The sequence below is a fragment of the Butyricicoccus sp. OF10-2 genome, assembly GCF_003481925.1.
In the GTDB taxonomy this organism is placed as follows: domain Bacteria; phylum Bacillota; class Clostridia; order Oscillospirales; family Butyricicoccaceae; genus Agathobaculum; species Agathobaculum butyriciproducens.
Map to the genome: position 1 here is coordinate 54,939 of NZ_QUMC01000016.1, position 14,249 is coordinate 69,187.

Sequence of the window (14,249 nt, forward strand, 5' to 3'; positions counted from 1 at the left end):
CCCTGAACAAACAGCCTGTGAAAATGCCGGGTGCAGACCCGGCATTTTGCTGTCACTTGTCCTGTAATCAGGCACTTTCCTTTTCTGTACGCAAAACCTGAAATCCATGTTGTTTGGCGTACTTTCTGGCAGCCGCCAGCCTTTCCTCACTGTATGGTGGAATCAACCGGACAGACAGCCGGGACTTTTCAATCACATAGGTCTCGCTTCCCTCCGGGGTACTGCGCTCTAACCGACACAGTTGGGGATATTTCCGACTGAACTCTGCCAATCTGCGTTTCAGATCAGCGTTGAACGTATAGATGCTGGCGGTGCTTTCCGCTTCGTTCCAGTTGATAATGGTTTCTTTCTCATACTTAGACAGCTTCATCATAAGAATCCTCCTCATATTCCATTTCACGGTTATGCTGTTTTCTCTTTTTCGTTCTCGTGGGAATTGCCGCCGCTGTCCAGCCAATTAAAAAAGGCTTTCTTGCTGATTTTAATCAACCTGCCACTGCGCACCGCCGGAAATCCCGGCGTGTGTACCAGCTCATAGGCGCTGGCTCTGGAAATTCCCATGATATGCTGAATATCCGTAACATCCAAAATCAGGGGCAGTGAATCGTAATCATTCCACTTTATTTTTTCTTTCATATCGGTGTTCCTCCTTTATTTAAATTTTTTGATATTTCATTTTCCGCATATTTGCCGTTCTACCTGTCCCGTTTCCTTCATGCTGCCCTGCTCGACATACATGAGTCACCGATTTCTCGATGCGCTCGCCCTCGTTTTAGGAGAGGTCATGGCGGTTTATCTCGGTTCAGACGGTCATTCAGTTGTCAAGGTACACGATGGAACAAAATTACCATCTGACGTCATCATATCGCCACAAACTTGACAAAACAATAGCTTTACAGTACCATGAGTGTAACGTATATAACTGAATTATAAAATTACCATAAGTCAAGATGAGGGAATTGTATGGACTTTGAATTTGTGCGGCACGAACCGCTTTATGACCGTATTCTGCTGGTGCTGACGCTGGACAGACAGAAAATGAAAGAGCGTATTTTGATTGGAGAAGAACTGCAAATCCGGTTTCGTTTACAGGGATATGCTGATGCCGAGGTGCTATGTGATGTTACACGCCCTTTGGGAACTATGCTTTCAGCCTTCGAACATGATCCAGACGGTGAATGGAATCGCCTCGGTTTAATACCGCTGAGAGAATCGCTTCACTCTAACCGGTGGAAGCAGCCAGAACTGGAACAGGTGTCCGGTGATTTTCTGGCAAAAAATATCTCACCGGTGATCCGGTGAGAATGTATGTGGCACTTCGTATCTGGAATGAATATTTGAAGGCAAGAGAACCACGAGATCGAGAGTCTGCCTGTGAGCGTTTTATTGAGAAAATGAATAGCTTCACAGCCTTATTTATGGGCAATCCACCCCTTGACTTTGACGAGGATACAGGGAAGCCAAAACGACTAAATATTTCCACACATATTTATGGCTCTGTGCCGCAGGAAGATACCAGACTTGATCTCTGGTATCCAGACAACAAACGGAAAACGGAGTGTGTTGCTACTCATTCATCCCTGTATCCGCTGATGATCTATTATCTGAATCGCCTGAATGATTGGGGGCTTTATTTCCGAAAATGCAAAATCTGTGGAAAAGTATTTCTTGCCAAAAGCCAGCGATATGAGCTGTGCAGCGATAAGTGCCGCAAAAAACAGTCCCTCCAAAGCAAGCGTGAGTTTGATGAACGAGCCAGAGAAAACAATTATGATCTGCTCTACAAAAATGAGTGCCAGAACTGGCGAAACAAAATCAATAAGGCAAAGAAAACTTCTGGTTTTCCTTCTGAGCGTCTGAAAGAAATGCTGGCTGCTTTTGAATCCTTCAAAAAAGGAGCCTTGCAGCGCAAACAGGCTGTGAAAAAGAAAGAAGCCAGCCCAAAGGAATTTTCAGGCTGGCTTCTCCGGCAGAGCAATGTTATCGTAAAACTGGCTGAACCGGAAGACTGACACTTCAGCAGTAAATCATTTCAGAACGAATAATTTCTTCTGCCCGGTTGCGTAAGCTGTTCATTGCCCTGACCCACGCCATCTGATCACGAGTTTTCAATTCCTCCGTAATTCCTTCAGCTTCTTTCATCTGGGCAATAATACAATCCAGCCGGTTCTGTGCCTGCTCATTCAGATCTGCCAGATATGTCCATAGTTTGCCGGACAAAATCAGGTCATTATACCGGGCTGGATGATACAGTTCCAGATAGGCTTTGTGCATCCGCCCCCAGATTCCAATGGGGCGGTTTTCTTCCGGTAACTGTAAATCCGAAATGTAATAGTCACCGACCAGCGTATAGCTGATGCCGTTTTGACAGGTTTTCTTCGGTAAGTGTTCCATAAGCAACCTCCTGTATTCGATTTTTCTCCGAATCCAGCTGATCGTGTCCCTGTTCATATCAAATTCAAGGCAGCTGAACTCTTCACCAACAAGTATGGCACATCCTTGCCGAGCTTCTGATAGTTCGTGCCGCAGCTTGGACTGCTGCCGCGCGTGTCTGAGGTGTTGAAGGTGTCGATGGTTTCCTTGCCGAGCGCTTCGGAGAGTTCCTTTAAGGTAGTCGGTTCGGAGCCGCCGAGAAATACCTGTGAGTCCATGTTGCCGATGATGGTGTCGGCATTGTCCTTGTAGATGGCTTTAAGCTGACTTCGTGCCTGCAGCACCAGACAGGCGCTGATCTCACGGCTTCGGATGGTGGCCACCAGCTTTTCCAGTTTCGGAATCTGCCCGATGTTAGCACACTCATCAATCAAACAGCGCACATGAACCGGAAGCCTGCCTCCGTACACATCATCTGCCTTTTCACAAAGCAGGTTGAACAACTGGGTGTAGCACATGGAAATGAGAAAGTTAAAACTGTCATCCGTATCGCTCATGATCAGAAACAGAGCCGTTTTTCTGTCTCCCAGCGTATCCAGTTCCAACTCATCGTAGGATGTAACCTCGCGCAGCTCCGCAATATCAAATACTGCAAGACGCGCACCGCAAGAAATAAGAATCGACTTGGCTGTTTTTCCAGAGACGAAAAGTCAAGGACTTTTTCATCAAATCCAAAAAGAAGTCACATTTTGCGGACTTCCTCACGGAGCAGACGCTTGATTTTGTCCTCCATCGTTTCTTTTGCGGCCTGACTGAAATGCACACGGACGATATAGGTGGTCTTGCCGATCTGCTTTCTGACAGTAGGGCAAGGGGTACTGTTGGTTGCGGTATTGTTCATTCAAAATCCTCCTGTAAATAAAAAATGCCCGGTGACTTTTCATCATCGGGCGGTGTCGGTATGAGGGAACAAGGCAAGGCGGCAATATTAAGGTATCTATAAAACCCTTGCCGTCTTTGCCACGCTTGCCGTGTTCCTGTTGTCAGTCTCGGAGATAGCAGACCCATGCTGTGCCGTCTTTCTCGGTCACAAGCCTGTCCCCGATACGGCTCTTTGCCGTTCTCATGGTGCGTGAGGAAATCCCGCGCTCATTGACCGTCTTTTCCAGCTCTGCACTTGGCATTTTCTTTCCGTCTGCAAGCAGTTCCAGAATGAGCATTTCTGCCTGTGCGGTCTTACTCTCGGTCTTGGCGGTGTCCGTCCCGGCGAGAAGCTCATCAGCGGTAATGTCATAAGCTCCTATCCATTCAAAGCCTTTCTCGTCTCCCAGAGAAAAGGCGAGGGACTGTCCGGGCGGCGCAAGAGAGCTTTTCTCATGGATCAGTAGCCTTGTTGTGGGACTGTCCTTCAGCTTGCCGATAAAGAGTAGGCTGCGGACTGCCGCCGTAATGTCGATAGACCCTAATCCCCGGTAGGTGCTTTGCGTTCCTGCGGCTTTGTTCAAGTGTCCAATCAGCACGATAGCGCACCCGGTAGCCTGTGCAATGTCTCCCAAACTGCGGAATATCGGGCGCACCTCGTTTGCTCTGTTCATGTCCACATCTGCGCCCAGAAAAGCCTGTACCGGGTCAATGATAACCAGCCTTGCGTTGTTTTCCCGGATTGCCCTTGCTATGCGTTCATCGGCAAGGGTCAGAGATGCGTCCCTGTCATCAATGACAAGCACTCGTTCAAGGTCTGCGTCCGCTTCTATCAGTCGGGGCTTGACGGTATCGCCCAGACCGTCCTCGGCAGTTTGATAGATGATATTGAAAGGCTCAAGTGTCTCCATACCGGGTAAAGGCTTTCGATTGGTGCAAGCCGCCGCAAGGCGCATGGCAAAGTAGGTCTTGCCCTCGCCGGGATTGCCCTGTATGATGGCCAGCTTGCCAAATGGGATATACGGAAACCATAACCAATCCACGCTCGTCAGCTCCACATCTTCCATACGGAGCATTGGGACAGGCTGGGCGGTGGGCAGTTCTCGCAGCGTGATTGTCTCGGCAATGAATTTGCGGTTTGGAATATCCGCTTGCTGACGGAGAACATCGTTCCAGTCTTTCCTTGCCGGGACAAGGCGAATGACGGCGATCTCGCCGGGAATGGACTGTGCCAGTCGTATGCAGGCTTCGCTTCCTGCGGTGTCGCTGTCAAGGCAGAGGAACACTTTTCGGGTGTCCTTGCGTTCAGAAAGAAAACGGTCAAGGGCTTTACCAGAAACGCCGCCCAGGGCAAGATAGCTCCTTGTCTGCCAATCCTGCGGATAAAGGCAGATAAAGGACAAAAGGTCTATCGGCGCTTCAAAGACAAAGAGCTGGTTGCCGTTTCCCTCATAGCGGAACGGATAGGACTTGTCAGACCCGGTAACATCCTGTCTGAATGTGTCTGCCGTTCCTCGCACATGGGCGTATCTCGGTGTGCCGTTTCGGTCTCTGCCGACAAAGACAACATTGTGCCGCTTTGCGTCCTCATAAATATCCCCGGAAAGAAGAAAAGCCTCAACCAGTTTCGGGTTGAGACCTCGGCTTTCGCAAAGATATTGAATTGCTCTATCGGCTGTTCGGTTGTGCAAGGGCAAGTGAAACGCTGTGGGCGGTGCTGTGCCGGCTTCGCTCTGTCCCTCGCCGTTTTCGCCTGTCAACATCTGGACGGCTTCGGGAAAGGACTTGCCGTAAAACTCCATGACAAAATCAATGGGATAGCCGCCCTTGCTCTGGCTGTGGCGAAACCACTTGTTTCCCCGGACGGTCAGGCTGTCATGTTCTTTCCAGCGGTATTCTCGTCCGCTTTTGATAAGCGTCTCTCCCTGTGTACGGAGAAAATCTTCCAGACTGACGGCGTTCGCCCGGTCAATTTGTGCTTGGGTGTAATTCATCGGGATAGTTCCTCCTTTTTCTGTCGTGTTTGGGGGCGATTTTGGAGCTTTTGTTCCTCTGTGCGCTCGTTAAATCGGGCGGCAGTATCTACGCATGACTTGACCTTCCAAAGACGGTGTAAATCGTCTCTGACGGTCTTAAACTCGCCATAGGTGGTGTTGTGCGCCTATTCCAGCTCGTCATACTCGTCGGACAGCTTTTTCATATCCACCTTGCCGTCTGGGAACTCCCCGGTCAGCTTTCGTCTGGCGGCGTAGAACTGTATCAGTTCCGCTTCATGCTCTGCCTTGTACTTGGCTTTGGGCTTCACAAACTTGATTTTTTGCAAGCCGTCATAGACAGGTTTCAACCTCTGGAAAGCGGAAGAACTGTCATAGAGCCGCTTAATCGCTTTCATTCGTGCCGTCTGCTCGTCTAGCGTTTTCTTCAAGCTCTCTGTGGCAGCACTGTGTTCGCTGACACGGCGTTCCAAATCCTCAAGGGAGTAAATGCCGTTTGCCCGGAGATAATTGAAAGTCTCGTTCATCTCCTTTAGGTTGCTGACCATGCCTTTCTGCGAATACGCCCCGGCTCTGCGCTGGGTGTAATAGGCGTTCAGCAGAGAAACAAGGTCGGGTGCCTGTGGCTTGGCAAGCTCGGCTTTCATATCCGCTATCCAGCCCATAAGCAAAGTGATTTTCTTCTTGATATCCCGGATCACGGCGTTGGTGGCTTTGATCCAGCGGTTGAACTCGCCTTTCTCGGTGCGTATGCCTTTCTTCTCCATTGCCCGGACGGTTGCGCCCTCATGGACGGTGGGAAGAAGCTCCACGCCCTGACGCTCATAGCTTCGGTGGTCGATACGAACATCAAGCCCTTTCTCCGCAAACTTGGCGTTGCATAGTTCCGCCCATGTCTGCCGCCAGTATTCCAGCGTTTCGGGACTGCCCCAGTCGGTAGTGGGAACGGCATTGAAAACATACTCGCCGTTCTGGTCTCTGATACGATTTCCGTCCTCGTCCAGCTCGTACACCCGGCGTTGCTTTAGTCCCCATTTGCCGTTCTGCTCAATGGGACGGATGGGGCAAAGCACATGGAAGTGTGGGTTTGGTATGCCGCCGTCCTCCCGGTCTGGCTGGTGTACGGCGAAGTCAACCACCATGCCACGGCTCACAAAGTTCTCCAATAAAAATTACCTTGCAAGAGCGATGTTTTCCTCAAGGGAAAATTCATTCTGCAAGGCAATGTCAAAGCTGTATGCAAGCTGGGCGTTCTTTCCACGCTCGGCTTTTTCCACGGCGTTCCATAGGGTCTGGCGGTCTGCGTATTCTGGCGGTGCATGGGACGGCAAGAGAATGTCAGAGCAGATCACGCCGCCCTTGCGGGTGTAGTCGCTGTATTCGCCGTAATACTCGCTATACAATCGCTCCCCGGCTCGGTAGGCAGCAGAAGCGATAGCGGACTGTCCTGCGCGTCGCTTAGTCTGCGTGACGCTCAGATGAAATAGTGCCATCGGCTTTCAACTCCTTTTCTCTGTTTGCTTGGCTGATGTGGGTAATCGTCATGTGACGGACGGCTCGCTGGACTTCGGACAAAGAAAAGATTTGTTCCATCAGCTCTGTCATTTCGGTGCGTGTGAGATCTTTGACCTCCGGGGCAAGGCTCTCAGCCGTGCCGCCCGATTGCAAAGGCGGTGGGTGCGCTTGGTGCGTTCGCCTTTCTCCAGATACTTCTTTCTGTTCTCCAGACGCTCCAGCTTGTGCTGTTCCTGTGCAAGCTGCGTCTCGGCTCGTTCCTTTTCGGCTCGAAGCTGTTCAAGGGTTTTCGGTTTTGTCATTGTGATTGACCTCCTTTTTTTGATTTTGGGAATAAAAAAAGACCGTCAACTTTTCGCATAGTGCGACCAGTCAACGGTCAGTTTTTGATATTTAGTTATTGTGTGTTACCATTTGTCGATTTTTAATTTTGCTTTTCGCTTAACCTTAAACCAGAAGCTATTTGAATAGTTCTCGTTATGGACTAAAACCTCATACGCCTCCATAGCTCCAGCAGAATATACAAAGCCAAATAATCCGACTGACAATCCTAAAAAGACAAGCGAATGATAGTGTGTCCATGGAATTATTCCTCGAACGGTAATAGCGAGTGTCAAAAGACCTATGATGAACAGAACTGTGCAAGGGATAGCAACAACCATGTTCTTTTTCTTCATGGAACGATATTCGTCAGTTAGTACCTTTAGAAATTCATAATCAAAAAGCAAACTCTCTTTTTTCAAAATTGTGTATTCATCTTTTGAAATGAACATTGAAACCACAAGAGCAATAATTCCTGCAAGTATGCAAATGGACATACCCAACACTTTCCATGCAGTCGCTGTCTGAAACACGGTGTAGGGTATTCCAGCTAAAGCAAACAAGGCGAATCCGGCACCAAAATATTTGCAAGTCTTTTTCTCGTTGACGATATAGCCAACAGCCATTTCTCTACTTACATAATAGCCTTTTTCATCTGCGCTACTTTCCGTTTTTTCGCCTTTCAGTAGGAAGTCAATAGATACCTCAAAGACATTTGAAAGCAACAGCAATTTTTCTGTTTCCGGATATCCTTGATTATTCTCCCACTTGCTGATTGCTTGTCGGGTTGTTCCCACAAACTCTGCAAGAGCTTCTTGAGACAGACCTTTTTCTTTTCTGAGTTTGTAGATTTTTTCGCCTAAATTCATAGGTGATACCTCCTTTGATTTTAATAGCATAATTCTACCAAAGCGAGGTGTCATTATCTATCTTTCGGGAAATGCACTTTGTCAACTTCAAGTTGCAGATATGTTTTCCAGTGCATAACTGTCCTTTTTCAAACTTGCTGGCGGCGAACAGCATTTCATGCTGTTTGCGGACGGCAAGCCCACAGGGGATAGCCGCTTTAGCGGCGCAAGGGGGTGTAGCCACCTTGACGGAACGAAGTGACGAAACATTCTCGGTTATGCAGTTTTCTTCTGCTGACCGGGAATGAAGCTCCGCAGGACGCACTACTCTCGACAGAGAGTATAGAAGTGCGCCCTTTGTTCCAAAGGGATTTTATACATCCGTTATGTCTGCTGCGTACAGCTTATCAAACTGGCCGGGGCAGTGGACATCATATCAGGCCAACAGCGATTCAGCCTGTCGAATATGAATTGTGGGATGTATATGAATTTATCTGACAATCATAAAAGCATAACAGCTCGCCGTTCCGCTTTCCGTCCGAGCGCGAAGGCATATGCTCCACTGATGTTCTCCGGTATCTGCATCACGGAATAACCGTCATGCGTCCGCTCGGTCGCAGCCTCCAACATGCTGTTTGGATAAAGCTCATACAGCGTGTTTACAAGCGTAAAGTGCGCTTCGACATACTTTGTTCCTTGGTACTGACCCAATGTGACGGTATCTCCGTAGTTGCCCCGGATAATATAATCCGTGTAATCCTGCACGATTCCCCCGCCGTTACTCCATGACCAATCTGCGGCAAGGTACGGTATATTCAGCGAATCCAGGAGACCGCAAAATTCCGCGTCCGCCTGCTTGACCTTTTCAGCATAGCTGGCAAATGTCTGCCCGGATTCAGTGCCGGTATACGGCGTGAAAGTCTGTCCATTGATTTCCTCAATGACCTTGTCAGGAGTATACGACATATCCTGCCCAACACCAGTCGGCATAATATCAAATTCCGGATTCGAACCGTAGATATCGGTCAACTGCCCTCTCACTACGCCGCCACGCCATACGACAGGCAGACACATGCCTAAATCCTCGAGAGGCAAAAACGCATAATCGCCGACATTTGCCGAAAACGTGACAAGCTGATCGCCCGCCGCCAGATTCAAAACTGGCAGCTCCTCTGAGGACCTCGGCAGCGCATCTAAAACTGACGACTCACTTACACGGTCGGAATCGGTATATGTCATTTTTGTCGGCTCGAGATTATAAAACCGGCCGTCATGCAGGATAAAAATCGGATTTAGACTTACATATTCCATGTTCGCTGCATCTTCAGCATTGTCGTAAAACGGAACGCTTAAGCGCCAGTCGTACCCCATTTCGCTCCATTCTTCGTCCGCCGGCTCATCCGCCTTATCCGTCGGCTCTTCCGCCTCATGCATCGGCTGATTCTCCGGTTGCGGAACATCGTTCTGTCCAGCTGAGTTAACCTGTCCAGAACACCCGGCAGAACAAAGCAGCAGGAGGGCAGCGATAAACATCAGTATTCGCTTTTTCATCTTTCTCTCTTCTTTCATATGATGGTTGCAAATTCATGTGAATTCGCAGTACATTCTTAGCTTACCATAAAGCAACAAGTTGTCAAGTGCTTTTACCGTCAACATACTTCAGGCTGTCTGCCTCGCAGGACGCACTACCCTCGATAGAGAGTATAGAAGTGCGCCCTTTAGTTCCTAAAGGGGTTTTATCGGTTCGATAAAGCTGAATTTATCTGCAGTCACTTTCTTTTCGTTTTCCAATTCCTTTTCTGTAATCTTCCATGAGCCTAACACAATGACCTGCTATATCGTGCATTCCAAGTTCCTGAAAAAAGACAATTTGCAGTTTCATCAGTTCTTCGCAAACCGTCAACTTCTGTTCATCCATATTGCCGACAGCAAGCCATGGGAAAGCCTTATATTTCCTCGTGTCACCAATGAGAAAATTATACCCTATTAACTGATTTTCACGGAGAACGAAATAGAATTGTGGACCCGAATTCGGAACTGACTTTTCCATAATCCGCTGCATTGTTTTCACACCGCCGTATGCCGGGAAAAAACCGATTTGCGCAAGAGCATTTAATATGTCAAGCCGTTTATCCGTGGGTATATCTCTGTAATTGAGAATCTGTTCCATTTGCTTTGCCCTCATTAAATCCCGATTCATAATGTAAGAGTAAGGTCTATCCGGCCTTGCTCTTTTCTTTTAAAATGGAGATATGGTCTGACGAAATTTCCGATTGGGACATCACGCCCGCAGACAAATGTGTCAGCCAGCCTCCATTGTTTTGTGCTCGATTCAGCAAGTTGGGACATAGCTCCCGTTTCACGATTGAATATGTGCGTACTTTGGAAAAGCTGGATAGCCATAAATCGAAACGAAAGAAGGAATGTCAATGCTCGCAGTAGGAATCGATATTTCCAAGTCAAAAAGTGTAGCAGCCATCTTAAACCAAGATGGATCAATGCACACAGGCCCTTTTGAATTCCACCATACGCAGCCCGAACTAGATGCTTTCATCAAGTATATTTTGAATAGCAATCAATCTGCAACCATCTTAATGGAAAATACCGGGCATTACCATTATCCTGTTCTGAAAGCGTTTCAGGAAGCCGGGCTCCCTGTTTGTATGGTTAATGCCTATCAAATCAAGAAATTCGGAGACATGGATCTTCGCAAGGCCAAAACGGACAAGAAAGATGCAGTGCGGATTGCCAGATATGCATTGGAAAAGAGTTATTCTCTGGTTCCATACACATCTATGGAGCAGAAATACGAAGATTTAAGATTTTTGGCACGACAGTATAATCAGCGAATGCTTACCCTGAAAACCAACAAAGTATTTCTACTTAATCTATTGGATGAAACGATGCCTGGCATAACCAACATCCTGCCTCTAACGACCAGAACGCCAGAAACCAGTCTTTCCGTTCTCTTTATCAATCGTTTTAAATCCTACGATCGTATAGAGAAAATGGGGAAAAGTCGTTTTCTTGACGCATTTGAAAAAATCGCAAGGAAATCTCGGAATCGCCAAACCAAAACCTATGGGTTGGCAATTTACGAAGCTGCATTGCTCAATATCACAACAAGAGGAGAAAACGAATATACCCTTGGGGCTCAAGATCAGTGCCTTGAACTTGTCTGTGAATCCCAAAAGGCCGCTGATTCAATTATTCTAAAGATGCAGACATTGGCTGAAACATTGCCCGAATACGCCGTGCTGCGTTCTATGGCTGGTGTAGGTAATAGACTCGGTCCCCTTATCCTTGCTGAAATTGGAGATATCCGCCGCTTTCACAGTGGAAAAGCACTCAACGCTTATGCTGGTAACGATGCGCCTCCATATCAGTCTGGAACATTTGAGAGCCACAATCGCCACATATCAAAACGTGGGAATGCGGCTCTCAGAAAGTATTGCTTTGAGGTTATGCAGGCACTCAAACTTACACGACCTCAAGATGACCCTGTCTACCTTTTTCTGCTCAAAAAGAACAGGAAGGGAAACCGTATAATGTAGCTAAAATGGCCGGAGTCAACAAGTTTCTCCGCATCTACTATGCGAGAGCGATGGAAACGCTCAAGCAACTGTAACCACTGATTTTATTATATAGCTTTTTCAAAAATCCACAACTGCTGTGGGTTTAATTTGATGCGCCCTTTTTTCCAAAAGAAAATCGGAAAATCTATAAACAAACTCTTGACAAATACATTAGCAAGATTTGTTTCTCAATTTCGTATTCAAATTATACCATAAAACTTGTGAACAATTCTACCGCAACTTTGGAATATATGAGAAAAGCCCGAACAGTTTTCTGTCCGGACTTCCTCGCTCAATCATAAATCAATTCTGCTTTCACAACTTCCTCTGCCTGTGCCTTGCAAGCGTTCATCTGCCGTACCCACTCCATCTGATTTTCGGCTTTCAGTTGCTCGGTCACGCCGTTTCGCTCTGCCAGTGACCGCACGATCAACTCTATGCGGTTTCGTGCCGCTTCGTCAATCTCGGCGCAATGCTCAAAGAGCTTGTCGGATAGTACCAGCTTATTGAACAGTATCGGGCGGTGCATTTCCAGATACGCCTTGCGAAGTCTGCCGTAGTGTCCGATGGGCTTGGTCTTGCGGATAATGATGTTCGGGATAAGATAATCACCGTTCTGTGTGTAAGTGATATTCATGCTGTTTGTACTCCTTTCATCGGCTCTCTCTGCGGTAAACTGCTGACCGGAACGAACACGCCCTTTGCAATGTCCTCCGCACGAATGGCGGCTTTCTTGGCTTCGATTTCTGCCTTTTTCCGCTTCTTGATTTTGTCCTCGTATCGCTTCTGCGCTCCGCTGGCTTTCCGCTTCAAGTAGTTCTGATGAAGCCTGTCCTTGCGTTCCTCACGTTTGCGGATTTCCTCTAATTCTTCCGGGGTCAGCTCCACTTCTCCAAACGCCGGGGAACAAATCGCCCAACAAAATTGAAGTAAATCTCGACCTCCTGTGTGGTCTGTATACTGCCTTTGCGGTCACGCTCATGCACAAGAATTTTCTCGATAAACTCGTTGAGCATGGCAATGGTCAGCTTGTCGAAGTTCTCATATTTGTCGATCAGAGCGATAAAACGGTCAGCGTCCTTTTCGTGCTTCTCATAGCTCTTGACAGCCTTTTCCAGAACAGAGATTTCAGCGGTAAGCTCGGACTGTTCCTTTTCGTATTGAGCGTCCAGAGTGGCGTATCTGCTGTCGGACAGCTTGCCTAAAATGTTGTCCTCATAGATTTTGCAGAGCAGCTATTACGAAAGACCAAAATGTGATGCTACCCAAGTACACGGTGTTTTTTAAGGCTAAAGATGCGGATGCGCTGACTTCCGCTTTTGAGGAATTCACCAACCGCAAGCTGAAGGCAAAGGAAAAACCGAGTGTTCTGGAGCAGCTTAACAAGCTCAAAGAGCTGGTTGCTGCAATTCTGCCGGATAAGGTTCGCCACAAAAGTCAGGAGCGTGATCTATGAGTAATAAGACAAAAAAGCGGCTGATCCTGAACCTGCCGTACTTCATTGCCGGTCTTGTATGTACCAATCTGGGAGAAGCGTGGAGAATTGCCGAGGGCGCAGACATGTCTGAAAAGCTCCTCGGCTTTCTTTCTGCCCTGGGTGTAGCCTTTTCCAATCCGATGCCAAGTCTGCATCCGATGGATTTGCTGATTGGCGTGTGCTGCGGAACAGGTCTGCGGCTTGCCGTGTACCTGAAAGGCAAAAATGCCAAGAAATATCGCCATGGCATGGAGTACGGCTCTGCCCAGTGGGGAACGCAGAAAGACATCGAACCGTTTGAAGACCCGGTGTTTGCAAACAATGTGATTCTGACCCGGACGGAGCGGCTGATGATGAGCAATCGTCCGAAGAATCCGGCCAACGCAAGGAATAAGAATGTTCTGATTGTCGGCGGTTCTGGTTCCGGTAAAACTCGCTTTTGGTTGAAGCCAAACCTTCTCCAGATGCACAGCTCCTATGTGGTCACTAACCCGAAAGGCAGCATCGTGATTGAGTGCGGCAATGCTCTTTTGAAGCATGGCTACAACATCAAGATTTTCAACACCATCAATTTCAGAAAGTCGATGCACTATAATCCCTTCGCCTATATCCATTCAGAAAAAGACATTCTGAAACTGGTGACAACGCTGATTGCCAACACAAAGGGCGATGGAAAAGCCGGTGACGAGTTCTGGACGAAGGCAGAAACGCTGCTCTACTGCGCCTTGATCGGATATATCCACTATGAGGCACCGCTGGAAGAGCAGAACTTTGCAACTCTGATTGAATTCCTGAATGCGATGGAAGTTCGCGAGGATGATGAAACCTTTCAGAATCCGGTGGATCAGATGTTTGAAGTTCTGAAAAAGAAGAAGCCGAATCACTTTGCTGTCCGGCAATATGCCAAGCTCAAGCTGGCTGCCGGTGTTGTATGCTCTAAAAGACTTCTTAATCAAGCGGTTGGGAAGTCTCTTAGAACACACAACCTAAAACCGAAGAAAGGAGCGCAAGTTATGAGAAAAAACGAGAAAATCACTGCTCTGTATGAACGGTTGAGCCGTGATGACTTTGGCAAAGATGATGACCAACAGCGTGAGAGCAATTCCATTTCCAACCAAAAGCAATGTTGGAGGAGTTCGCCGCACGGCAGGGGTTTACGAACATTGTCCATTTCACGGACGATGGCATTAGCGGCACTTGCTTTGACCGTCCCGGATTTCTGGCA

14 protein-coding genes and 4 pseudogenes are annotated in these 14,249 nt (G+C 47.8%); 5 read left to right on the plus strand and 13 right to left on the minus strand.

The genetic code is table 11. From position 1 onward, the window contains the following. Nucleotides 1-67 precede the first annotated feature (67 nt). A complete protein-coding gene (locus DXB00_RS09625) occupies nucleotides 68-373 on the minus strand; it encodes a molecular chaperone (protein ID WP_118730242.1) in 306 nt (101 codons plus the stop codon). A 29-nt stretch (nucleotides 374-402) separates the two neighbouring features. Further along, a complete protein-coding gene (locus DXB00_RS09630; RefSeq protein WP_118730243.1) occupies nucleotides 403-636 on the minus strand; it encodes a helix-turn-helix domain-containing protein in 234 nt (77 codons plus the stop codon). Between the two features lie 327 nt (nucleotides 637-963). On the opposite strand from DXB00_RS09630, the gene DXB00_RS18185 reads away from it, so the two are divergent. Together DXB00_RS18185 and DXB00_RS09635 are read left to right on the plus strand one after the other, a co-directional pair. After that, nucleotides 964-1,302 (plus strand): hypothetical protein, encoded by a 339-nt coding sequence (locus tag DXB00_RS18185; RefSeq protein ID WP_442861366.1) that lies wholly within the window; start codon nucleotides 964-966, stop codon nucleotides 1,300-1,302. Between the two features lie 8 nt (nucleotides 1,303-1,310). Continuing rightward, on the plus strand, nucleotides 1,311-2,012 hold the full coding sequence (locus DXB00_RS09635) for a hypothetical protein (RefSeq protein ID WP_442861367.1): 702 nt from the start codon (nucleotides 1,311-1,313) through the stop codon (nucleotides 2,010-2,012). Nucleotides 2,013-2,016: 4 nt separating this feature from the next. On the opposite strand, the gene DXB00_RS09640 is transcribed toward DXB00_RS09635, so the two are convergent. From DXB00_RS09640 to DXB00_RS09685, 9 genes and pseudogenes are all read right to left on the minus strand, one after another. Further along, complete coding sequence (locus DXB00_RS09640; protein WP_118730245.1) at nucleotides 2,017-2,394, minus strand: TnpV protein; 378 nt, start codon at nucleotides 2,392-2,394, stop codon at nucleotides 2,017-2,019. Nucleotides 2,395-2,492: 98 nt separating this feature from the next. Further along, nucleotides 2,493-3,074 (minus strand): annotated as a pseudogene (locus DXB00_RS09645) (VirD4-like conjugal transfer protein, CD1115 family); the annotation flags it as partial. 41 nt (nucleotides 3,075-3,115) lie between these two features. Beyond that, nucleotides 3,116-3,274, minus strand: a complete 159-nt coding sequence (locus DXB00_RS09650; protein WP_118730246.1) for a transposon-encoded TnpW family protein — start codon at nucleotides 3,272-3,274, stop codon at nucleotides 3,116-3,118. A 142-nt stretch (nucleotides 3,275-3,416) separates the two neighbouring features. Beyond that, nucleotides 3,417-5,288, minus strand: a complete 1,872-nt coding sequence (locus tag DXB00_RS09655) for an AAA family ATPase (RefSeq protein WP_118730247.1) — start codon at nucleotides 5,286-5,288, stop codon at nucleotides 3,417-3,419. Next, nucleotides 5,285-6,781 (minus strand): annotated as a pseudogene (gene mobQ, locus DXB00_RS09660) (MobQ family relaxase). Before mobQ ends, DXB00_RS09655 begins: the two are co-directional and overlap by 4 nt. A gap of 118 nt (nucleotides 6,782-6,899) precedes the next feature. Next, nucleotides 6,900-7,105 (minus strand): annotated as a pseudogene (locus DXB00_RS18190) (DUF3847 domain-containing protein); the annotation flags it as partial. Nucleotides 7,106-7,210: 105 nt separating this feature from the next. Continuing rightward, nucleotides 7,211-7,993 (minus strand): helix-turn-helix domain-containing protein, encoded by a 783-nt coding sequence (locus tag DXB00_RS09670; RefSeq protein WP_118730414.1) that lies wholly within the window; start codon nucleotides 7,991-7,993, stop codon nucleotides 7,211-7,213. Between the two features lie 480 nt (nucleotides 7,994-8,473). Continuing rightward, a complete protein-coding gene (locus DXB00_RS09680) occupies nucleotides 8,474-9,406 on the minus strand; it encodes a hypothetical protein (RefSeq protein WP_119214833.1) in 933 nt (310 codons plus the stop codon). 325 nt (nucleotides 9,407-9,731) lie between these two features. Next, a complete protein-coding gene (locus tag DXB00_RS09685; protein WP_242983506.1) occupies nucleotides 9,732-10,142 on the minus strand; it encodes a hypothetical protein in 411 nt (136 codons plus the stop codon). A 259-nt stretch (nucleotides 10,143-10,401) separates the two neighbouring features. On the opposite strand from DXB00_RS09685, the gene DXB00_RS09690 reads away from it, so the two are divergent. After that, on the plus strand, nucleotides 10,402-11,526 hold the full coding sequence (locus DXB00_RS09690) for an IS110 family transposase (RefSeq protein WP_243107196.1): 1,125 nt from the start codon (nucleotides 10,402-10,404) through the stop codon (nucleotides 11,524-11,526). A 313-nt stretch (nucleotides 11,527-11,839) separates the two neighbouring features. Here the strand turns inward: DXB00_RS09690 and DXB00_RS09695 are convergent, their stop codons facing one another. Together DXB00_RS09695 and DXB00_RS09700 are read right to left on the minus strand one after the other, a co-directional pair. Then, the gene (locus DXB00_RS09695) at nucleotides 11,840-12,184 is read right to left on the minus strand and encodes a TnpV protein (RefSeq protein ID WP_118730418.1); all 345 of its coding nucleotides are present in this window, start codon (nucleotides 12,182-12,184) and stop codon (nucleotides 11,840-11,842) included. Then, nucleotides 12,181-12,782: pseudogene (locus tag DXB00_RS09700) on the minus strand (DUF4368 domain-containing protein); the annotation flags it as partial. The gene DXB00_RS09695 and the pseudogene DXB00_RS09700, both read right to left, overlap by 4 nt. A gap of 23 nt (nucleotides 12,783-12,805) precedes the next feature. Between DXB00_RS09700 and DXB00_RS09705 the strand changes: the two are divergent. Both DXB00_RS09705 and DXB00_RS09710 read left to right on the plus strand, forming a co-directional pair. After that, nucleotides 12,806-13,003: a PcfB family protein gene (locus tag DXB00_RS09705; protein WP_243022787.1), complete on the plus strand. Its 198-nt coding sequence runs from the start codon at nucleotides 12,806-12,808 to the stop codon at nucleotides 13,001-13,003. Continuing rightward, nucleotides 13,000-14,249, plus strand: a 1,250-nt coding sequence (locus tag DXB00_RS09710) for a type IV secretory system conjugative DNA transfer family protein (protein WP_243107198.1), incomplete at its 3' end; no start/stop codon positions are given. The genes DXB00_RS09705 and DXB00_RS09710, both read left to right, overlap by 4 nt.